Origin of the sequence: Sphingobacterium sp. R2, assembly GCF_040760075.1 — a bacterium.
GTDB lineage: Bacteria > Bacteroidota > Bacteroidia > Sphingobacteriales > Sphingobacteriaceae > Sphingobacterium.
In genome coordinates, this window is sequence record NZ_CP142884.1 from 4,049,738 (window position 1) to 4,070,989 (window position 21,252).

A 21,252-nucleotide genomic window follows, 5' to 3' on the forward strand; every position below is an offset into this window, starting at 1 on the left:
CACCGTTATATTCGATATAACTCTTCTACACGACAAATAAATCGATCTAATATTCTTATGAAAAAAAAGAAGAAAATAATAATTTCAAATAGACTGCCGATACAAATAGAACGAAAAAAAGAAAAATTAATCATCAAACCCAGTGCAGGAGGACTGGCAACTGGTTTAAATTCAGCCTTTGAAACAGATGCGATCTTATGGGTTGGATGGCCGGGAATTGTGCCTAAAGATAAAGAGGAACAGGAAAGAATTATTGAGCTTCTGAAACCGATGAATTTACTTCCTGTCTTCTTATCAAAAGACGAAATTCGCAATTTCTATGAAGGGTATTCCAATGAGGTGCTTTGGCCTATCTGCCACTACCAACCAAGCTACATCCATTTTGATCCAGAATATTGGTCTACCTATGTGGCGGTGAATAAAAAGTTTTGTGAAGCGGCTATCTCTATTGATGAGCCTTCCGATTTCATCTGGGTTCAAGACTATCAGCTTATGCTACTGCCCCAATTGTTACGCTCAGAAAATCAAGAACTCAACGTTGGCTATTTTCATCATATTCCCTTCCCCTCTGAGGAACTTTTTATGAACATCCCACAGCGAAAAGAATTAGTTGAAGGGTTGCTTGGAGCAGATCTTATCGGATTTCATACCTTTGCAGATAGCCAAAACTTTCTAAATGCCTGCAAAAAAATTCTGCACGTTTCGTCGGGACATAATCAGTTAAAATATAAAGATCGACATATATTTATAGAATCTTTTCCCATGGGCATTGACTTTCAAAAGTTTGTTGAAGTCAGTACTCAACCTAAAATTCAGGCTGTAGCTACCCAATTTAGAAGTCACTTTCCTGATCAAAAAATAATAATCTCAGTCGACCGGCTCGACTATAGTAAAGGAATTTTAGAAAGGCTACGCGCTTACCTGACTTTCCTCCAAAAATATCCTGAATGGCACACCAAAGTAGTTTTGTACATGCTAATTGTGCCATCTAGAGATAAGGTTTCGCAATACAAAAAATTGAAGGATGAGATTAATCGAACAGTAAGTGAAATCAATTCTATTTATGGAAACCTTAGCTGGACACCGGTATTGTATTTCTACAAATCGCTTCCATTCGAAGAGTTGGTTGCATTATATGTTGCATCAGATATTTGTATGATTACTTCCACTCGGGATGGAATGAATTTGGTCAGTAAAGAATACATCGCCAGTAAAACATTATCGAAAGGTGTATTAATATTAAGCGAATTTGCAGGTGCTTCCAAAGAACTCGTTGATGCGTTAATTATCAATCCATTTAACCGTATGGAAACTGCAGATCGTATTTATCAGGCGCTAACTATGGCTCCTGAAGAGATTCAGGAACGGGCCGATTCCAATATGCAAATTATTGAGAAATTTAATGTTCAGCATTGGGTCCAGCTCTTTACCAATCGCCTAGCTGAAACTAAGGCTATACAGCGTGACGAATGGGCGAGACGAATTTCGGATAAGGTATTTAACAGTATTTCTGAGCGCTATAGCAAAAGCAGCAATAGACTTTTCTTTCTGGATTATGACGGCACACTGGTCAAATTTCAGAACCATGCCCAAAAGGCAACGCCAACCACCCTACTCTATAATCTTTTGGACAACATTATTTCAGATCCACTAAATACGTTAGTTATCATAAGTGGCCGTTCACAGGAAAGTTTATCATCCTGGTTTGATGGCCGGTCTTACTATCTAGTTGCAGAACATGGCATTTGGTCTAATTTCCCCAATTTCAGCTGGTCATATAAAAAAGGATTAGCGCTACATTGGATGCCCGAAGTAAAAAAGCTGATGGAAAAATTAGCCGATCAAACTCCTGGTGCTTTCGTGGAAGTTAAGCCATATTCGTTAGCGTGGCATTATCGCAAAGTCGAACTCGGATTGGGAGAATTAAAAGCAACTGAACTTAAAGAGGTATTTAATCCCATGTTGAATGAATATGGATTACAGCTGTTGGATGGGAATGCTGTGATAGAAGTTAAAAATACGGAAGTTAACAAAGGTAAGGCTGCATTGGAAATCGCCGGCCATATAAAGCCCGATTTTATGTTGGCAATTGGTGACGATATTACCGATGAAGATTTATTCCGATATCTTCCTCAGTCAACCATAAGTATCAAAGTAGGCAGTAACAAATCTGCAGCAAAATATTATTTAGATGAACAAGAAGATGTTCTTCAATTTTTGGATCAACTTATTATAAAATAATGAGCGAAAACATTACTGAAAAAAGACATACCTATCAATCAGGAATCATTGGTAACTGTTCCTATATTGCACACGTCGGCATCGACACAAACATATCATGGCTGTGCTGGCCGTCTTTTGAGGACAGCTTTATATTCGGCGGCATGATTGATAAAAATCAAGGCGGAACGTTTAGAATTAGTTCTGAAGAGCCGATTAAAGAAACAAAACAGTATTACATTAAAAATTCCAATGTACTCTGTACAGAAATCCATACCGATTCGTATGGTTACCGTATAACAGATTTTGCACCACGGTTCGAGCAATTTGGACGGTATTTTAAGCCACTAATGTTGATACGTAAAATAGAGCCGCTCTATGGTGCTCCTAGTGTCAACATCAAGTGTGAGCCGACAGGAGATTATGGCCGTGTGATGCTCAAGCCAACACGCGGAAGCAATCACATTCTCTATACGAGTGACCAGATCGGAGAACGAATTCGGTTGACTACTGATTTGCCCATTTCTCACTTCTTCCAGGACGACAGCTGGACCATCATAAGTGAGAACAGATATCTTGTACTCACTTACGATTCGGCTTTTGAATCGGCCATTGAAAGTACGTGTGAAGACTTTCTGCAAAAGACAATTAGTTATTGGCAACGGTGGATTAAACGCTGTAGTATTCCTAACATCTACCAAAAAGAGGTTATCCGATCAGCATTAGTGCTCAAACTTCACCAATATGAGGACACGGGAGCAATTATCGCCGCCTCAACAACTAGTTTACCGGAATATCCAGGTTCTGGAAGAAACTGGGACTATCGCTATTGCTGGGTACGCGACAGTTATTATGTACTGACGGCTCTAACACATATTGGTCAATTTGAAGAAATGGAAAGCTTCGCAAATTACATTGCTGGCATCACTCATCGTAATCCCGGAAGACTTCAACCGCTGTACGGTATTCTTGGCACCACAGAGCTTACAGAACATATCTTACCTTACTTGGAAGGCTATCAAGGAAGTGGTCCGGTAAGAATTGGAAATCAAGCTTTCGAACATATTCAAAATGATGTTTATGGTCAAGCAATGATTGCATTACTACCACTCTTCACAGATCAGCGCTTTAAAATTCATGAGAATAAAAACGTTTTGGGATGGGTGAATTTCATCCTCGAAAAAATTGAGGCTACAATTGAGGAAAAGGATGCAGGCATCTGGGAATTCAGAAATTTTGCAAACCACCATTGCTATTCTAACTTATTTCAATGGGTCGGATGTAAAGCGGCACTACTCATTGCGCGCCAAAACGGCTATCAAGACATGGAGGAACGCGCAACTATTCTTCTAAAAAAGGCAGAAGCATATATTGAGGCTTGCTATGATGATGATCGTAAAGTCTATCAAAATGCAATAAATAGCAGTAACCTGGATGCAAGCACCTTGCAGCTGATCCTAATGGACTATTTAGATCCGAAATCGGAAAAGGCGCTACATCACCTCGAAATGCTTGAGAAAGAATTAAAGGGAGAAAATGGCCTTTTCTATCGATATAAACATCAAGATGATTTTGGAAGACCTAAATCGACTTTTTTGGTCTGTGCATTTTGGTATGTCGAAGCGCTAGCCTGTGTTGGAAGGGTCGATGAGGCAAAAGAAATTTTTGAGCGTTTGCTTACCTACAGTAATCACCTCGGCTTATTCAGTGAAGATGTTACAGAGGAAAATGGAAGTCAGTGGGGTAACTTCCCTCAAGCATACAGTCATGTTGGATTGATGAATGCTGTTTATCGTTTAGCGATAAAGTTAGATAAGCCAATTTTTAACTAAAGCAAATATGTGCGATCAATAAAAGTTGATCGCACATACTGCATATCCGTATATTTCCCTTCTATCGTATGGATGACAAATGAACGTTTCTTAATTATGCTTGTTTCGATGAAGTAGCTACTTAAATGAATGCCTGCTTATATTGATTAAAATGTTCACAAATATCCTCCGTATCAATTTGTTTACCCATCAAATCGATAAACCGATTTTTGTACAATGAAAAAATATAAAGTCCTGTTGCCAAACTTCCTACAATAAAAATCCCTTCAAACTCATTGCTTTTTACTAACTTGTTGTTAAGATGGCACTCTTTAAGTAATGGAATATTATAAGAAGACCATTTACCCATTCTATCTTTAAGTACCAATCCAATATTTTTTGTTGCTGTCATCGTTCCGCTTCTTTTTGATGAAACATCCACTGCGCTTCAATTGTTTTCTGAATAGAATGCATTTAAAAAAAAAGAGTCTTTCATACCATGGCGTACGTAATAATACGTTCACAAAAAAAGCATGTTTCCAATTTATTTTGGAAACATGCTTTGTTTAAGGTGGTAATTAATTTCGCTGTTTAGCGCTTGCCTGGTAAATAGATTTGAAAACCTACACTGAAGCCTAATCCGCTTGCACCACTACCTGTATTGATATTGGCTTTACTATAATTATATCCAAAAGTCGTTTCCAATGCAACTGTTCGAGTTATAAAATGAGCATAACCAACATTTGCCCCTACCGCAAGAGCAACATCGTTACCCTTAGAACTTCCCGAAATACCAATATCACCCTGCCCAAAAAATCTTCCTGTCGTTGATCCAGCATTTGGAAAATAATATCGCACAAACGGTGCAATCCCGTACGTCCAATCATTATCCGCATCCTTAATAGTAGTCAAGCCAAGATTAGCCTGCGCGCCAATGGCTAAACCATCGGACACAAAATAGCCTGCCCTCGGTTGAAGTGCTATATTAAATGATTTTCCTTCGAAACTATATCCTAAATTGCCGATCGATCCGCCGACCATCCAGTTTCCCTGACGTATCGGTTCAATACCGACCTCTGAAGACATCTGAGGAATTGTCTCAATTTTTTGCGCTTTCGCTTGATAACCAATACCCGTTGTTATTAATAAAAGTAGTGTAAATTTTCTCATCGTATCTCTATTATAATTTGAAAATGACTTTAATTGGAATAATAACAAGATCGACAAATGAAAAGTTTTGAATTAGTTTTTAAACTTTACGGGATATATTTCCTAAAAAAGAGTCAACCAATAAGAGTTGAATAGTGTTCTCTTTTAAAAAATTATGAATGCAACGATTCGATTTAATGATACGTATTCACAGTATCTCAACAACAATGCGCTATTGCTAAACGGAATAGACCCCTTAGACAACGATCCATCAACAAACGACGGTGGCCGTACGTATACGCCCCCTAAAGTACCCGATCTTGAAGATGTAACTCCAGATCTGTATTATCCAGAAAATGGCGATGGACCTGATCCAAGTGAGGAAGAACAACGTGATCGCAACAATAAGGAAAAAATCCAGACAGAAGAAGACATTGACGGAGCAGGACCAGATCGTTCGGAACAAGATGATGACGATTTGAAATCAATTTAAAAACAAAAAAAACTTCCTCAGTTGAGGGAGTTTTTTTTAGACAAACGCTTTAACAAATCATTAGGGATTACCCTTTAAAAGCCCAATTATTGTTATCGACAATGCTACTTACCGCTAATACTATCTTTTCTTAGTGTATCTGCTAGACTGGTATCTTTCTGCATGCTCATCTTTTGCTGCTCGCTTAAATTATACCGCGTCTCGTCTGCGTCACTCGGCGCAATGTTGTCCGATTGTCCTGCTCCCTCGGATGTATTCTTATCGGAATTTTGACAGGAGAATAACATTACGCCCCCCGTCATTAATGTCAATGCAACTAACGCAAATTTTCTAGTCTTCTTCATAGTCTAATTGTTTTTATATTAAATATTTATCTAAGAACCACAGCCAAAACTAATTAGTTTAACAAAAAGACAAAAAAGGCTTTTAGATACCTGTGGATTAAAATAGACGTTCATCACATTTAATTAAAAACGTGGTGCCCCGTAATTTAGACATTTCTTCAGGGAACAAATACCCTTTCAAAATTATGTCAATTGATGCTGATTGATCATTTAGATCGGCTCCATGGTGCTGTATTGTAGTTTTTCCGATACAAAAACAATTACTCTGGTCACACGTATTTTTCCCATGTAGCTGTTTGGCAATGTTCCAAAACGGCTTAATATGGAAAAATTAGCACTCTAATTGTACTTGATCCAGCAAATAAAACATCCATCAATATAACAAATGGTACTATGAGCAACTACAATTTAAATTTATTAGTCGAAGAAAAGAGAAGCCTTTTGAAACATTTTGCTGGTAAATTCACGAATGATCCAGATGAAAAAGAGGATTTAATTCAAGAAACACTTATCCGTGCACTAAAATCGATTGATGATTTTATCCGCCATCCTAAATTAATGTCTTGGCTATATGTTATCATGAAAAATGTATATATCAACCAATATCGCAAGGCTAAACGCATTACCGATATCCACGACACGTATATCGGTTTGGAAAGCAGCAATGCGGCAGAAGCCAATAAAAGCGAGAATAAATTTATTGCGGATGACATTCAAAAAGCCATGTGCAGTTTATCAGAAGAGAACTACCAGGTATTCCAGATGTTCCTTGAAGGGTATAAATATCATGAAATAGCGTCCTATTTTGGCATTCCCGAAGGTACTATCAAAACGAGAATACACATGACGAGGAAGAAGCTGCAAAAGCAACTCAAAGTCTATAAGAAGGTGGCGTAAGGTCCAACATTAAACGTAAACAATTTAAAGATGCTAAGGTTATCTTATTAATAGGTTCGGAAAAGATATTTTAGCTAATTAATAAGATTATTGTATAGCTATTATGATTCGCAAATTAACACATATAAAAGGTATGAAATCACGAGTTAAAAACACAAATCAGCAAAATACGGTCATTATGCTTATTATTTGCGGTGGTCCTATTGGAAAAGGAACTGTCAAAACCGTTGAACAGGGACAAAATTTGAATGGATCGATCAACAAACCGATCAAAGCGGATAATGAGCAAAGCAAAAAGACCTTCTATGCTAATCGAGGAAATAAGTAGAAGAATTCTATTAAAAAGGCTGCTTTAAAGCGGCCTTTTTAATAGAATTCTTCTAGGATTGACAAGGCGCGATATACCGGCGTTTAAACCAGCGCTATTGTGTTAGAATAATATGGTTGCTTTTATAAAACAGAACCGCTATTTATTTTGTTCTTCTAAGCAAAAAAAAACAACTCACTCACCAAGGAAATTAAATGGAAGACAACACTATTAATAACATTAATCGAACAATCGATCGTATAGGGGTTAATATAGACAGCATTGCGAATCTACCCTCTCAATATCCTTTAGAAGCGCAAGGTTATATCAAGATGCTTGCAAACAGTGCTGAGTTATTTTAAACATTGTATCACGTCGACTTTGAAGAGTAATATGAAAATAAAGGCTGGATATACCAGAAAGAAAATAGGCAAGTCTTTTAAATATTTCGATATGTCCGGAACAGAAGTTTTGGATCAAAAGATTTTAGATAGAATTATGAAGTTAGTAATTCCACCCAATTGGAAGGATGTGTGGATTGCCAAAAGTGCCAAAAGCGACTTACAAGCGTTTGGGTATGACCAAAAAGAGCGTAAACAATATATTTATCATTCGAAATTTGTTGACGAAAGGCAAGCAGCAAAGTTTAGCAACATCCGCTTTATGGGGAAATACTTGCAGGAGTTGAGAAAAATCAGTACAAAACATCTTAAACGAGAGCAATGGGACATGAATAGACTGTGTGCAATTGCTTTTAAAATAATGGATAGTACACTCATACGTATCGGCAACAAACGCTACACCATCACCAATAAATCTTACGGCCTGAGTACGCTGGAAAAAAGACACGTTACTATCGCAAATAATACAATATCATTAGCATACAAAGGAAAAAAGGGAGTTTTCCAACAAAAATCATGGTCAAATAGGCAACAGGCAAAGCTATTGACGGAACTGCTAAAAATGAAAGGGAAAAGGATATTTCAGATTGATAGCGCAGATTGCGAAAGCAGCTTCTGTGGTTCCGCTTTTAATCACTATCTGCGCGAAAATTCGAAAGGGCAGATCAGCTGCAAAAGTATTCGCATTTGGGGGGCTAGCCGAGAAGCGTTTTATCAGCTTGCGCAAATCAAACCGGCGGAGGCTATCAATGCGCGAAAAAGACAGCTCAATAACGTCATTAAAAATGTTGCTGAACAACTTGGTAATACCAAGACTGTGTCACAGAAATATTATGTGCATCCAGCAATACAGCGGGTATTTATGGAGGGACAGTTCCCAACGATTAAAAATAAATTACCCTTAGCGAAGCTGGAAGATAAACTATCCCGTTTTCTGCGGAAAAATAGTGAAGCTCGTATTGTAGCAGGCGCATAAACTCTGATCGTATTTATAATGTGATCGTATTTCTAAACAGTTGATCTGAGAAAGCTATTTCATAAAATTTCAAACCATTTCATGCGCATCAAGGTTCAGCTCATAACACTAAAAACATTAATTTATGCGTGCAATTTGGACTGGAGCTATTGGTTTTGGTTTGGTCAATATCCCAATAAAATTATACAGTGCAACTGAAAGTGCCTCCTTAGATTTAGATATGCTCGATAGGAAAGATTTAGCCAATATCAAATTTAAGCGCGTAAACGAAAACACTGGCAAAGAGGTGAAATGGGACAATATTGTCAAAGGGTATTTTATAAAAGACCATTATGTTATTTTGGAAGATGCAGATTTCGAAGATGCAAGTCCAGAAAAAACAAAATTGATCAATTTGCATGCGTTTATAAAGGTAGCGGATATTGATAGTGTATATTTTGAGACACCCTATTATTTAGAACCGCAAAAAGGTGGTGAAAAGGCTTACCAACTCTTGATAAAAGCGCTCCAAAAAACAAAAATGGCCGGTTTAGGATCTTTCGTTATGCGAAACGTTGAACACCTAGCAATCATAAAGCCTTATAAAAACGCATTAGTATTGAATAAAATCCGTTATCAACAAGAGATCAGAGCGCTCGATGAACTAAAACTACCGAATAAAGTAAAAATTCAAAAAGCAGAAATGGATATGGCAACACAATTGATTGAACAACATAGCAAATCTTTTGATATTAGTAGCTATAAAAATGAATATATGGACGACCTTTTAAAAATAATTAAACAAAAAGATAAGGGTAAACGACCAACCATTCGAAAGATGAAAGTTAATCATACTAATGCGGATAATTTGCTTGCAAAACTTAAAGCTAGTTTAGGTTAATCGAAGGATATAGCATAAAGCCACAATCAGTAAAGGGAGATCACGTATAGGATACTTTATTGCGAATACAATAGCGTTGTAAGTTCAATTGATAGTATAATATCGAAAAGATTACAATAACACGAATATTTAATTATTGAAAGAAAAGGAGGAAATATGAAAAATATCATTCCACAACAGAAAGATGGCAAACGTTTAGATTGCTTTGAGTCGCTGGAGTTTCCAAGTGAGGCTATTGCTAATATGGCTTTTGATTTAGCGGTAGATAATCTAAAGAATGTAAATCAGTGGTATGAGTTTTCAGCGCCTCCGGCTACAGTATTTCAACTTACTTCGGGTTACGGTATGCCCATCGAACGCTCCTTGGAATTGCATGATTACATCAGACTGGACATTCCTGGGCCCGGACTTCCATCTAGCGGTGGTTACGACTGGATAAATGTAGTTCATATTATGTCCGAGAAAACTGCGGATTATCAGATATTTGCAATCACACTGAAACCCTGCCCCGATCCAAGTCATCCAGACGATAAAAATACAGCGCACTTTTTTGAAGGAATTTCATCATCTACTTTTCTGATCGAGCAACGTAGAAACAGCTTGCTGTTTCAATATGCTGGTAGAAATGAGATCATCAACGTAGACAACGATAACGTAAGTGATAACATTCGAAATTATTTCGTCGGTTTAGCTGCTAAATTGGGTGCCTCCTATCCACAGTGGAAATCACTAATTAAAGGTATGGCTAACGTTGTAGCAAAAAAGTTTGATGTGCAACTTTAGTTAATTTTCCCAAAAAGAATTGCTACGCTTTCTTGTATTGCGGTGGAGCATTTCAAAACTATTTTTTAATGAACTTACCATCGTAATTTTTAGCTGTATTAAAGTAATTTATACGTATATTTAGCTATATCATAAGGAATCTTGGTGCAGCATGAATTATACTTATCAATCTAACAGCCAATTAGTCAATAAGCTTCAATCTTTTGGAAGTCTAGTGGTTCTAAACCGGGATTTTATGGTTGTCGGGATATCAGAATCTGCTTTACATGTGGATATTTCAAAAGAAAAGTTTCTAGGGACGAATTTTTTTCATAGTGTAAGCAAGCTATTTGGCGAGTCATGCATCAAGGTCAAAAATGCAGTGACTGATTTTATTGATAGCCAACAATCCAGCCATATTTTAACCATTAAAGTAAATAAAGAACGTATCTATGTAAAATTGCGAAAACATGATCCATTCATTTATTTAGAATGGGAAAGACAGCACAAAAAAAACATCGCTGCCAAAAAAATTAATGAACTTAATTTTCTGCTTGATAGTATTCACCCCAACAATTGGGATCGTGTTTGTGCTGCAGTGAGCAAATTATTGAATTATGATCGAGTTTTTGTTCTACACATCCAGGAAACAGGCTATAGCACAGTGGTTGCCGAGCATACTGCGAATGGAAAATCTCATTTCAAAGGAAAGGAGTTCTCTAAAGATTTTATGCCCGAAAAAGCTTTGGAATACTATAGAAGCTATTCATATCGATATGCCCCACAAATTGAAATCGAGGGGCAAGAATTTTATTCTACGGACGATGGTATTGATTCTCTATCGAGTTTGTTAGCTCCATTACCAGAACCTCATCGTCTCTTTTTAAAAAAAATAGGTGTGCAAAGCGCCTTGTTTTTTCGCATTTGTATCGATGAAGACTTTTGGGGACTTGTAGTTGCACAGAACAAAGAAAAATGTTTAGTTGATCTGCAACAGCGAAAACTGTGTACATTCGCCATCCAGGCAGCAGCCAGCAAATATGAAAGCTATATCAAACAGAATCTTTTGGAAAGAACGGAACTTCTTAAAAATGCTGAAGAAGAGCTGAAAAGAAGCTTAGCTGAAAATAAGATGGTAAATTGTGCTCTCATTCAGCATATGGATATTTTAACCCAACTGGTACATGCAGATGGTTTGACAATATTCAACCAGGGTGATCTTTTTAACTATGGGCATTCCCCCCATAAAGCCCAATTTTACAAAATTATACAGTTTCTCCAAAATCATACCGATAAAGAATTCTTTAAAGATTACAATTTTCGCCTGAATCATCAGGATAAGTTTAGCGATAAACTTGAATTTGCAGGTTTAATGTATTTAAAAGTCGGTTTGGAAAATGACTATTATATCGTTTGGTTTAGAATAGAAAACCGTAGTCAGGTGATGCAGATGATGTTGGAAAATACAAAATCTGAAAACAAAAGACTCAAAATTTGGGAGGACATACGTTACGATGTCGCCAAACCCTGGAATGATGCTGAAATCAATTTCGTTCTTCGCCTAAACCAAATCATCAAAGAATCTATTTTTGCCAAATTAAAAGAACGCCAATTACTGAATGAAGAGCTTCTCAGTTTGAATAACGAGTTGGAAATGTTTACCCATACCTTATCGCACGATTTAAAGAATCCATTGTCCATCTTAAAAATGGGAATACAATTCCTACAACAACACCCGGACAACATTGACTTAACAAAAATCAACAGATGGTATCAGAATTTCAGCCGTAGTGTTACAAATATAGAAGATATCATTAATAATATGGTTCAAATAAGCCAACATCGCGCTAGCATTTTGGACAAAGAACCAATTCCGATGGCATACATAATACAGCGCATATTTCAAGAAAATAGTATGCTGTACGATGTTAATAATTGCCAGCCGTGTTTTGGCAAGCTATTACCGATCTGGGGCGAAAAAAGTGCAGCATATCAAATTTTTTCAAACTTGATTATTAATGCAATAAAATATTCAACACAATCTGATACGCCAGTAGTAACAATTGATAGTTCCCATCAAAATGACCATACGCATTATCGAATTCAGGATAACGGTATTGGAATTCCAAGTGAACAATTGCCACATATTTACGAAATGTTCACCAGAGCCAATAATGTAGGTTCAATACCTGGTACGGGCATTGGTCTTTCACTCGTCAAAAGAATAATGGAACGGTTAGGCGGAACAATTAAAATTGAATCTGAAGTCGGGCAAGGGACTACTGTCCACCTGTATTTCCCTATTGTTGAACCATTCCCTGAACAAATGTTGATCGATTGATCCCTAATCTTGAATACTGAAATCTGTCAAACTATTTTCCAACAGACATTGTTTATTTATAAATAGAATAGCGTCCCTTAGTGTGGGATGCAATCAACTAAGCAAAAATCGAAATGGAAGAAATATTATCACAAAGTGCAGTAGTAAAACGAGGTATTATTATTGCCTACTATTTTAGTAACATATGGTACGGGAAAGGATTACTTGGGAAACGAACAGCGCCGGATCCAAATGACACTGATCCTAGCGAACATCCTGAACCAGACTTAGACGAGATAGATCCCGAAGAAGAGGAAAACATCAATTATAAACATCAAAATCCAACGGACGAAAACTAAAATATAGAGATGAGGATGAGAAAAATCCATACCGTGCTCAACATGTTAAAAAACCAACTAACCCAAAAATACAGATTGACCATTACGTCAATCTGTATTGGATATGACCAGTCATCAATACAGCGATGGATTGATGAAACTATTAATTTAAAATACCTCGCTCGAAAGCAAATTTAACCAAATGCGCGGTATTTTTTACTCCAGCTTTGTCAATTAAGTTTTGCCTATGGCCCTCAACTGTACGCTTGCTTAAAAAAATCTTGTCTGCAATTTCAACATTGGTATACCCTTCAGCTATCAGTTTTAATACTTCAAGCTCTCGATCCGAGATGTCGAAATCTTCATACATCTCTCCTCGCAGCTGTGTATAACTTTGTCCGGAGCTGACTTGATCCAACAATATCATGGCGATTTCTTCACTTAGATACCGACCACCAGCCGCGATATGATTTAATCCAAATAGTAATTCGCTATAGCCAACATTTTTAACCAAATAGCCCGAAAGTCCAGATTCGAAAGCTTCAATAACATAATTGATCTGGTTAAGCATGGATAATATAACCACTTTAACCGTTTCATACTGGTTTTTTATCATCTGCAGTAGTTCCATCCCGTCCATTTCATCCATACTGATATCGGTCAATACAATGTCCGGGACAGGATTTGAAGCTAAGAATTGGAGCGCCTGTTTTCCATTAGAAGCCTCCCCAACAACTTCAAACCCATCTTGCGATTCCAATAGTAATTTTATTCCGTTACGAACAACCATGTGGTCTTCAACCAATAGGATTTTTATCATTATTATCTGTTTAAATAGTCAATTTAATTATAATACCGGTCGTCAGCGTATCATTCATAATGCGTGCATTGTAAAGTTCAGCAATCTTTGTTAAACGCATAGGATTACTTACAGCCGGTTTTTTTGAGAATGCATCTCCCTGTCTAAAAAAGGGAGAAATTTTGATTAAGATCTCAAATTCAATCACCTGTATTGATATCGCAATAGCCTTAGCAGTTACCTCATCATTTAAATATTGAAATAACGCCGTTATGAATTTAAATAGATGGACTTGTGTCTCGCGGTCCAACTCGCTCAAATGTGGATCAAGTAACGTATCAATTGTAAAACCAGATTGATTCTTATAACTCCCTACCAACTCATCTACTGCATGAAAAATTCCTAAGTCATTTAAAATCGGATTATAAAGTAAAATTGCTTTATTGCGAATTTCTATAACCAACGTCCCAAGTGAATCGCGTAAACTACGTAACTCTTCGAAATCACCATAGCGATTTGTAAAATTTTGAAGTGATATACGCATTCCATAAAGCTCCTGAGCCAATTCATCTCGGAAATACCGTCCTATTTTTCCAAGATCATCCTGTTGGTTTTTGATAATCAATTTATAGAAGTCCTCCTGACTACCATCCCATGCCTGCTTCAATTCCGAATGATCTTCAAATCTTTCATACTGTTCTTTCGCTCCTTCCGATATGTCAAAATATATTTTTTTGTTGTCGTTCCCCATATTGCTTTCCACGTCATGTTGTACCTATAACCATCCAAATAGGGCAACAGTTTTAAAAATTAATATCTATTTCTTTAAATAAAATGTACAAATTAATACACTACGTATAAATACGTGTAAGCAGTAGATAAAAAGGGGAAATTAAACAGGAAAACACTTATTGTTTAAGCAAAATAGACAAATTAAAATACGTTGGCGACACAAAATCACAATTTAAAAATTTGATTTACAATTGTTTAAAGATAAAACATACCATAACCATGACTTAAAAATCAGTACAGCCACTATTTTTAGTACTATTTTCTAGCATCCTAATTGCAGTAAATGCAACAAGATAGACACTTAAAATTTGATAAAATGGAAAATACAACAATCGATCAACTCTTTAAGGAAAAAAGACCTACATTAAAATATTTGGCAGCGCAATTTACAAATGATCCAGATGAGCGGGAGGACTTGGTGCAGGAAACCATGGTTAGGTCACTAGCATCTATCGAAAAGTTTCTGAAGCATCCTAAGTTGATGTCATGGCTCTATATCATTATGAAAAATACGTATATCAATCAATATACACGTAATAAACGACTGGAGAATTATAGAAGTGAATATATCAGCACTGGCTATCGAAACGACATGGCAACAAATCGTGGAGAGAGTAATTTTGTGGCATCGGATATTCAACAGGCATTAAACAGTCTATCGAAAGACTATTACAATGTTTTTGTAATGTTCTTAGAAGGATTTAAGTATTATGAGATCGCTGAGCATCTTCAGATTCCTGAGGGTACAGTCAAGACACGGATACATATGGCTAGAAAGTCATTGCAAAAGCAGCTCAAGATTTATTCAAAGAGCGTTGATTAGCATAATCGATCCATTAAAAAAAACAGTTCACAAAGTAGTCATGGCCAGAAGAAATTCTGGCCATTTCTATAAAAACTATTCTATTATCCTATTCAATTTATTCCCGCAACCTATTCCTTCAAGTGATGTTTGCCGATAGGTATTTCCTATATATTTATTATATTTAGGCAATTAGTTAATTATAAACATCATATTGAACATTAAAATGTATGAAAAAGCTATTAATCTATACTTTTCTAATAGGCTTAAGCGGAAGCTTATTTTTATCTTCCTGCGGTAAAATAGCTCATGAGAATCCGAATAGAATTCGTGTAAGTGGTGAGGGAAAGATCCGAATTATGCCTGATCAAGTAACCTTGACAATCAATACGTCTTTTACAAAACCAAGGATGGTAGATGCTGTAAGAGAAACGCAAGCGACTGTCGACACAGTATTAGCATTGCTGAAAAAATACGGAAATGACAAACAAGATATTAAAACTAGCAGTGTTTCGGCTAACAAAGATTATCAATATGTTGCCAATACCAATAAATTTGTAGGTTACCAAGCGCAGCAAACAATCGATTTCGTTTTACATGATTTATCTAAATTCACAGAATTGACAGGAAAACTATTAGAAACTAAAATAAGTGGAATTGGGTCGATATCTTTTGACCATTCTAAAGCAGACAGTATTTTGAGAGAAGCCGACCTCATTGCGTATGATGATGCTTTAAAATCTGCAAAAAAACTTGCTTCGAGGGCTGATATTAAAATCGGGAAACTGTTGTACTTGTCCAATGATGGGACCGTGTCAAACGAATCAAATCAATATCGGACAGGAATGGCTTTAGAGACATTCAATAAGGGATATGGTGGTGATGGCTTCAAAATTACACCAGAAGTTTTAGAATTTAAGAGAACGATATTTACGGAATTTGAAATTAAATAGCTTTTTTTTTCCAAGCTGATCGAATCACTTATTGTACTATCATTTAATCTTTCGTTTACATCGACTTCATAAAAGTTGTGTTATTTTATAGAACGATAGGAAATAAAATTAAAAGGGGTTAATGTATGTATTATGAAAACAATAAGCTATTTTGTCGGGGGGATTTTATTTAGAATCTTTTTGGGCCAATTCAGTTCATTTTATTCACCGTTAAGATTTTACAAAACTTAATGGTTTCAAAGAATGAGATAAAGGTCCAATAATCATATTATCATACATGCTTTTAACCAAAGACGCCTTTGGCGAAGATTTTATATGGGGAGTTTCCACAGCTGCCTACCAGATTGAAGGGGCTCACGACCTGCACGGTAAGGGACCTTCAATATGGGATGTATTCGTACAAAAAAGGAATCGCGTATTCCAAAATCAACATGGCAATGAAGCCTGTGATTTTTACAATCGGTATGACCAGGATTTATATCTAATGAAGGGAATGCATATTCCCAATTACAGATTTTCTTTATCATGGAGCCGTATATTTCCAAATGGAATAGGCGAAGTAAATCAAAGAGGTCTGGATTTTTATGACCGCCTAATTGATCTATCTCTTGAACTTGGAATTACTCCATGGATTACATTGTATCATTGGGATCTACCGCATGCATTAGAGAAAAAAGGTGGGTGGGTAAACCGTGAGGTGAAAGACTGGTTTGGAGAATTCGTTTCCAAATGTGTGCAAACCTATGGTGATCGTGTCAAGAACTGGATGGTGCTCAATGAGCCTACTGTCTTCACTGCCGCGGGCTATTTCTTTGGTGTACATGCTCCGGAAAGAAGAGGCTTGGGCAATTTTTTGGCTGCAGTCCATCATGCTGCTTTAGCACAGGCACATGGAGGGCGAATCATTAAATCAATACAAGCTGATAGCCATGTTGGCACCACATTCTCCTGTTCTCATGTAGAACCTTTTTCTTCAAGAGATAAGGACATCTTAGCGGCAAAAAAAGCAGATGTTTTGCTAAATCGTCTCTTTATAGAGCCGCTTTTAGGTATGGGCTATCCTACAGAAGAGATTAAAATCCTGAATAGAATCGAAAAGTATATTCAAGTGAATGATGAAAAAGATTTGAAGTTTAACATGGATTTCATAGGGGTACAAAATTATACACGGGAAGTTATACGATACGCAATGTTTGTTCCTTATCTTCGAGCGAAAATAGTATCTGCGAAAAAGCGTAGAGTTGAAATGACCGAAATGAATTGGGAGGTTTACCCAGCTTCCATCTACTATATGCTTAAAAAATTTAGTTCATATTCTAATATGCCCCCTTTGATCGTCACTGAGAATGGAGCTGCGTTTGCCGATCAAGTAGAAAATGGTATCGTTCATGATCCAAAAAGAGTTAACTATTTACAAGACGCTTTAAAGCAAGTTTATCGTGCAAAACAGGAAAATGTAAATATTAAAGGATATTTTGTATGGACCTTTCTTGACAATTTTGAATGGGCAGAGGGCTATCGTCCAAGATTTGGACTGGTGTATGTTGATTTCAAAAATCAAATGCGTATTATAAAATCTTCCGGACAATGGTATGCAAATTTCTTAAATAACAACGCTAGTCATTCTGAGTAGTGTGATTAGACTGATTAATAATCTTTAATAAAACCACGGCAACAAGTATTGCTAAAAAAACGACCAAAATTGTGCTATAAAAATTCCTTCCGTTATAGGCAAAAAAATAGATTGCAAGTCCCGCGGAAATAGCGGGTATAGCAATAAACGTTAATTTAACCCAATCTATTCTTTCCTCCTCTCGGCGAACACTTTCCGGTTCAAGAGTATTGGTGAGATGCGGCATGCGCGCCTGGAAAAAATTTATGATGAGGTCTACATCCTCTGTGTTAAGTTCACGAGGACGAATGAGGCGCTCCCTTAAAGCAATCACTAAATTTTGTCGATCACGTTTTACAGAGATAATGTCAGCTATCTTAAACCACTTTCTATAGCCCATGGGATTCATTGCGTACCCTTTGTAATCATTGTTTTCTGGCAATAGACACATAAACTCAGTAGAATTTAACGAAAATACAATATCGGTACGGTCACGTCCAATTCCCTTGAATGTAGAAATCGCAGGCTTAACCGCTGTAAAACAAGCAGTTTGGAGCAAAAATATCCCGAAAGACAGATTAAATATCCATGATAAAAAAAAGCTTAAACTAATAAATCCAAAAATAAACCAGATTATATAGGACCAAATATCTACTTTGCGAATGATTATTAAAATCAAAATCGTAACTATCAAAGGCCCAATGCTTGCTTGCCAATCCCAAAATATACTCACAATCCCAAGGGTTGTGAATACTGTATAATTCAATAATAGAAAATAATCTGACTTCTTTAACAAATTAACTCGCTTAATCTCAATGATATTCTCCAATGTTGCCTATGATAAAATTAAAAAAATGTATACCTAATCAGTCTGATTACATAAATATAAATATCTTTAACAAAAAAAATCGAAAAATTAAATGCGCATTTTATGAAGACTTTTCAATTTAAATCACATAATATAAAAAAGGGTTTAATCTTCGGATCAGGTTATTTAGCAGTAGTATTTGTTCTTCTTTATGTCTTTTTAGGTGGTATAAATGGGCTTGCTGATGCGGCAAATAATTTTGGTTCCGCGAAAGGTTTAGGCATATTGGTCGCGGTAGTTGTAATTGGACCATTGATTATCCTCTTACAATTCATCAATCCTAAGATCGATATACAGGTTGACAGTAAGAATTTATCCATTAAGAACTCGAAAAAAGATTTCAAAACTATTCCACTAGCGGCAATTCATTCCATGGAAATCAACCAAACGCTGGTCAACCAGCTTCAGATATTTGATCAAAACAAACAACTACTCGCTACAATACATCCTCAAACCGACACCATTGTGATTTTTTCAATTGCCAGTACGATAGCGCAAAAGGGTGAATTTGTAGCCACAAAAGGAAACAAGAAGATTTTCGGAAATGTTGTTCCAACGGTCTCCTATTTAAGGCAATAAACCAGACACCTAGTATCGTGTTGAAAAAAATTACAAATATTCAGTACCTTTTCCTAGCCATAGCCACTATCATTCTCGGTCTGTTGTCCCGAAAAATAGGGGCAATACCACCGATCTGCGGTGATGTACTCTATGCTGTGATGGTTTACTGGCTATCACGCTTTATATTAATTAAAAATTCATTTCTCTTTTCCAGCATCATCACTGTTGTATGCTGTTTTACGATCGAATTTTTACAACTCATACAATCTCCGTTCTTTTTATGGATCAGAACCAATATGCTGTTACGTCTTGTATTTGGCCAGGGATTCGTATGGTCAGATCTAATCGCTTATTGTTTGGGGGCTATCGCAGCTACGTCTCTCGATTTCGGTTGGCATCTCAAGTTAAAATCGGTTCTTACTGAACGTGACTAAAATAACTTATTTTATAGTTGTTACTCCCATATCAATTCCCATATTTTCGTAAACCATATCATTCGGTTGCCAAAGCTCTATTTTGTTTCCTTCAATATCCATGATATGAACAAATTTACCATAGTCAAGTGCTTAGCGGTATTGAAAGCATAGCCCATTTCAAATGCCAGCAAGATACTTCCAACAAATACAACTCTTTTCATAATTCCATATAGATAAAAATTTGATTAGCAACCACTAGCCAATTTAGTCATTCATTTTTACAATGCCGTTTTAGTGGTAGAAAAAGAAATCTTTTTCAATGTCAAGATTATTGAAAAACGGCTATGTATTTATACTTTTGATTCGGCCAAGATTCATTGCTAATATTAGTAAAAATTGGAACAAAAGAGTTAAGAGCAGGTCAACTAAAAAATAAATTTATGTATAGTTTTAAAAACGATTATTCAGAAGGGGCGCATCCCCGCATTTTAGATAAACTTATTGAAACAAATCTCATACAGCAATCTGGGTATGGAGATGATGAATATGCTAAAGAGACAAAATCCATTTTAAGGAGAAAGATAGCTAATGAACTAGCCTGCGTCTATTTTCTATCTGGGGGGACACAGACCAATCTATTGGTACTATCGTTTCTCTTACGCGTTCATGAAGCCGTGATTAGTGCAAAGACTGGACATATATCTGCCAATGAAACTGGTGCTATTGAAGCAACCGGGCATAAAGTTATTACCGTAGAAACTATAAGTGGAAAATTAACTCCTGAAGATATCATAAAAACATTGAAAGAACATGCTTTAGCGCCACACGTGGTAAAACCACGAATAGTTTATATTTCAAATTCTACAGAAATTGGGACAATTTATACCTTGGTAGAACTACAGGCGTTATTCGGATGTTGTCAGCAACATCACTTGCTACTCTATCTGGATGGTGCCCGTTTAGGACATGCATTGACAGCGGCCAACAATGATTTAGCGCTATCAGATCTTGGAAAATATTGTGATGTATTTTATATTGGAGGTACAAAAAACGGTGCGCTTTTAGGTGAGGCTATCATTTTCAATAAGCCCGAATTGGCGATGGATTTCGATTATGCGATCAAACAAAAAGGTGCCTTACTAGCCAAAGGTCGCGTCTTATCCGTACAGTTTCTCGAATTGTTTAAAGATGATCTGTACTTTCAACTGGCGCAAAAAGCAAATTCATATGCGATGCAAATCTCTAAAGCAATTAAAGAAAAGGGCTACTCCTTTTTAACAGATTCCACCACAAACCAGCTATTCCCTATTTTACCAAAGTCTCTCATTCAGGCATTGAGTCAAAAATATCAGTTTTACATTTGGAAAGAAATAGATCATGATAATGCTGCTATTCGCCTAATTACTTCTTGGGCTACCGAAGAGGAACAGGTTTTGAACTTTATTGCTGACCTATCGGATTTAAGATAGTTTTGTTGCCAGCAACGTTCTACTTTCATTTAACGAGTTTAATACGTAGATGCCTGCCTATAAAACTCGTTAAATAAAAGTG

At 36.5% G+C, this 21,252-nt stretch carries 22 protein-coding genes; 16 read left to right on the forward strand and 6 right to left on the reverse strand.

What is annotated here, in order from left to right; genetic code table 11:
* Window positions 1–57: 57 nt before the first annotated feature.
* Both VXM68_RS16835 and VXM68_RS16840 read left to right on the forward strand, forming a co-directional pair.
* Window positions 58–2,241: a bifunctional alpha,alpha-trehalose-phosphate synthase (UDP-forming)/trehalose-phosphatase gene (locus VXM68_RS16835; RefSeq protein ID WP_367209453.1), complete on the forward strand. Its 2,184-nt coding sequence runs from the start codon at window positions 58–60 to the stop codon at window positions 2,239–2,241.
* Window positions 2,241–4,052 (forward strand): glycoside hydrolase family 15 protein, encoded by a 1,812-nt coding sequence (locus VXM68_RS16840; RefSeq protein WP_367209454.1) that lies wholly within the window; start codon window positions 2,241–2,243, stop codon window positions 4,050–4,052. The genes VXM68_RS16835 and VXM68_RS16840 overlap by 1 nt, the downstream gene beginning before the upstream one ends.
* A gap of 121 nt (window positions 4,053–4,173) precedes the next feature.
* On the opposite strand, the gene VXM68_RS16845 is transcribed toward VXM68_RS16840, so the two are convergent.
* Window positions 4,174–4,443, reverse strand: a complete 270-nt coding sequence (locus tag VXM68_RS16845) for a hypothetical protein (protein WP_294188083.1) — start codon at window positions 4,441–4,443, stop codon at window positions 4,174–4,176.
* A gap of 179 nt (window positions 4,444–4,622) precedes the next feature.
* A complete protein-coding gene (locus tag VXM68_RS16850) occupies window positions 4,623–5,201 on the reverse strand; it encodes a hypothetical protein (RefSeq protein ID WP_294350412.1) in 579 nt (192 codons plus the stop codon).
* 154 nt (window positions 5,202–5,355) lie between these two features.
* On the opposite strand from VXM68_RS16850, the gene VXM68_RS16855 reads away from it, so the two are divergent.
* A complete protein-coding gene (locus VXM68_RS16855) occupies window positions 5,356–5,673 on the forward strand; it encodes a hypothetical protein (RefSeq protein ID WP_294350417.1) in 318 nt (105 codons plus the stop codon).
* Window positions 5,674–5,777: 104 nt separating this feature from the next.
* On the opposite strand, the gene VXM68_RS16860 is transcribed toward VXM68_RS16855, so the two are convergent.
* Window positions 5,778–6,017 carry a hypothetical protein gene (locus VXM68_RS16860; protein ID WP_294188092.1) on the reverse strand — a complete coding sequence of 80 codons (240 nt, stop codon included), beginning with the start codon at window positions 6,015–6,017 and terminating at the stop codon, window positions 5,778–5,780.
* A 393-nt stretch (window positions 6,018–6,410) separates the two neighbouring features.
* On the opposite strand from VXM68_RS16860, the gene VXM68_RS16865 reads away from it, so the two are divergent.
* From VXM68_RS16865 to VXM68_RS16895, 7 genes are all read left to right on the forward strand, one after another.
* Window positions 6,411–6,914, forward strand: coding sequence for an RNA polymerase sigma factor (locus VXM68_RS16865; RefSeq protein ID WP_294188094.1), 504 nt, complete (start codon window positions 6,411–6,413; stop codon window positions 6,912–6,914).
* 133 nt (window positions 6,915–7,047) lie between these two features.
* Complete coding sequence (locus VXM68_RS16870) at window positions 7,048–7,242, forward strand: hypothetical protein (protein WP_367209455.1); 195 nt, start codon at window positions 7,048–7,050, stop codon at window positions 7,240–7,242.
* Window positions 7,243–7,614: 372 nt separating this feature from the next.
* Window positions 7,615–8,598 carry a DNA topoisomerase IB gene (locus VXM68_RS16875; RefSeq protein ID WP_367209456.1) on the forward strand — a complete coding sequence of 328 codons (984 nt, stop codon included), beginning with the start codon at window positions 7,615–7,617 and terminating at the stop codon, window positions 8,596–8,598.
* 124 nt (window positions 8,599–8,722) lie between these two features.
* Window positions 8,723–9,478, forward strand: coding sequence for a Ku protein (locus VXM68_RS16880; RefSeq protein WP_367209457.1), 756 nt, complete (start codon window positions 8,723–8,725; stop codon window positions 9,476–9,478).
* Window positions 9,479–9,634: 156 nt separating this feature from the next.
* Window positions 9,635–10,261, forward strand: coding sequence for a hypothetical protein (locus VXM68_RS16885; protein WP_367209458.1), 627 nt, complete (start codon window positions 9,635–9,637; stop codon window positions 10,259–10,261).
* 151 nt (window positions 10,262–10,412) lie between these two features.
* The gene (locus tag VXM68_RS16890) at window positions 10,413–12,581 is read left to right on the forward strand and encodes an ATP-binding protein (protein WP_367209459.1); all 2,169 of its coding nucleotides are present in this window, start codon (window positions 10,413–10,415) and stop codon (window positions 12,579–12,581) included.
* A gap of 113 nt (window positions 12,582–12,694) precedes the next feature.
* The gene (locus VXM68_RS16895; RefSeq protein WP_367209460.1) at window positions 12,695–12,919 is read left to right on the forward strand and encodes a hypothetical protein; all 225 of its coding nucleotides are present in this window, start codon (window positions 12,695–12,697) and stop codon (window positions 12,917–12,919) included.
* A 142-nt stretch (window positions 12,920–13,061) separates the two neighbouring features.
* Here the strand turns inward: VXM68_RS16895 and VXM68_RS16900 are convergent, their stop codons facing one another.
* The gene (locus VXM68_RS16900) at window positions 13,062–13,718 is read right to left on the reverse strand and encodes a response regulator transcription factor (protein WP_294188110.1); all 657 of its coding nucleotides are present in this window, start codon (window positions 13,716–13,718) and stop codon (window positions 13,062–13,064) included.
* 10 nt (window positions 13,719–13,728) lie between these two features.
* Window positions 13,729–14,460, reverse strand: a complete 732-nt coding sequence (locus tag VXM68_RS16905; protein WP_367209461.1) for a hypothetical protein — start codon at window positions 14,458–14,460, stop codon at window positions 13,729–13,731.
* A 345-nt stretch (window positions 14,461–14,805) separates the two neighbouring features.
* On the opposite strand from VXM68_RS16905, the gene VXM68_RS16910 reads away from it, so the two are divergent.
* The 3 genes from VXM68_RS16910 to VXM68_RS16920 all read left to right on the forward strand — a co-directional run bounded on the left by VXM68_RS16910 (window position 14,806) and on the right by VXM68_RS16920 (window position 17,877).
* The gene (locus VXM68_RS16910; RefSeq protein WP_294188114.1) at window positions 14,806–15,312 is read left to right on the forward strand and encodes an RNA polymerase sigma factor; all 507 of its coding nucleotides are present in this window, start codon (window positions 14,806–14,808) and stop codon (window positions 15,310–15,312) included.
* Window positions 15,313–15,521: 209 nt separating this feature from the next.
* Window positions 15,522–16,244 (forward strand): SIMPL domain-containing protein, encoded by a 723-nt coding sequence (locus VXM68_RS16915; RefSeq protein WP_294350437.1) that lies wholly within the window; start codon window positions 15,522–15,524, stop codon window positions 16,242–16,244.
* A 277-nt stretch (window positions 16,245–16,521) separates the two neighbouring features.
* Complete coding sequence (locus VXM68_RS16920) at window positions 16,522–17,877, forward strand: GH1 family beta-glucosidase (RefSeq protein WP_367209462.1); 1,356 nt, start codon at window positions 16,522–16,524, stop codon at window positions 17,875–17,877.
* On the opposite strand, the gene VXM68_RS16925 is transcribed toward VXM68_RS16920, so the two are convergent.
* Window positions 17,861–18,685 carry a hypothetical protein gene (locus VXM68_RS16925; RefSeq protein ID WP_367209463.1) on the reverse strand — a complete coding sequence of 275 codons (825 nt, stop codon included), beginning with the start codon at window positions 18,683–18,685 and terminating at the stop codon, window positions 17,861–17,863. The genes VXM68_RS16920 and VXM68_RS16925 overlap by 17 nt on opposite strands.
* A gap of 102 nt (window positions 18,686–18,787) precedes the next feature.
* Here VXM68_RS16925 and VXM68_RS16930 point away from each other — a divergent pair, with 102 nt between their 5' ends.
* The 3 genes from VXM68_RS16930 (at window position 18,788) to VXM68_RS16940 (ending at window position 21,170) form a co-directional block, all read left to right on the forward strand.
* Window positions 18,788–19,303: a hypothetical protein gene (locus tag VXM68_RS16930; RefSeq protein WP_367209464.1), complete on the forward strand. Its 516-nt coding sequence runs from the start codon at window positions 18,788–18,790 to the stop codon at window positions 19,301–19,303.
* A 17-nt stretch (window positions 19,304–19,320) separates the two neighbouring features.
* Window positions 19,321–19,719: a DUF2809 domain-containing protein gene (locus VXM68_RS16935; RefSeq protein WP_367113705.1), complete on the forward strand. Its 399-nt coding sequence runs from the start codon at window positions 19,321–19,323 to the stop codon at window positions 19,717–19,719.
* 422 nt (window positions 19,720–20,141) lie between these two features.
* The gene (locus VXM68_RS16940; protein WP_367209465.1) at window positions 20,142–21,170 is read left to right on the forward strand and encodes a low specificity L-threonine aldolase; all 1,029 of its coding nucleotides are present in this window, start codon (window positions 20,142–20,144) and stop codon (window positions 21,168–21,170) included.
* The last annotated feature ends 82 nt before the right edge of the window (window positions 21,171–21,252 follow it).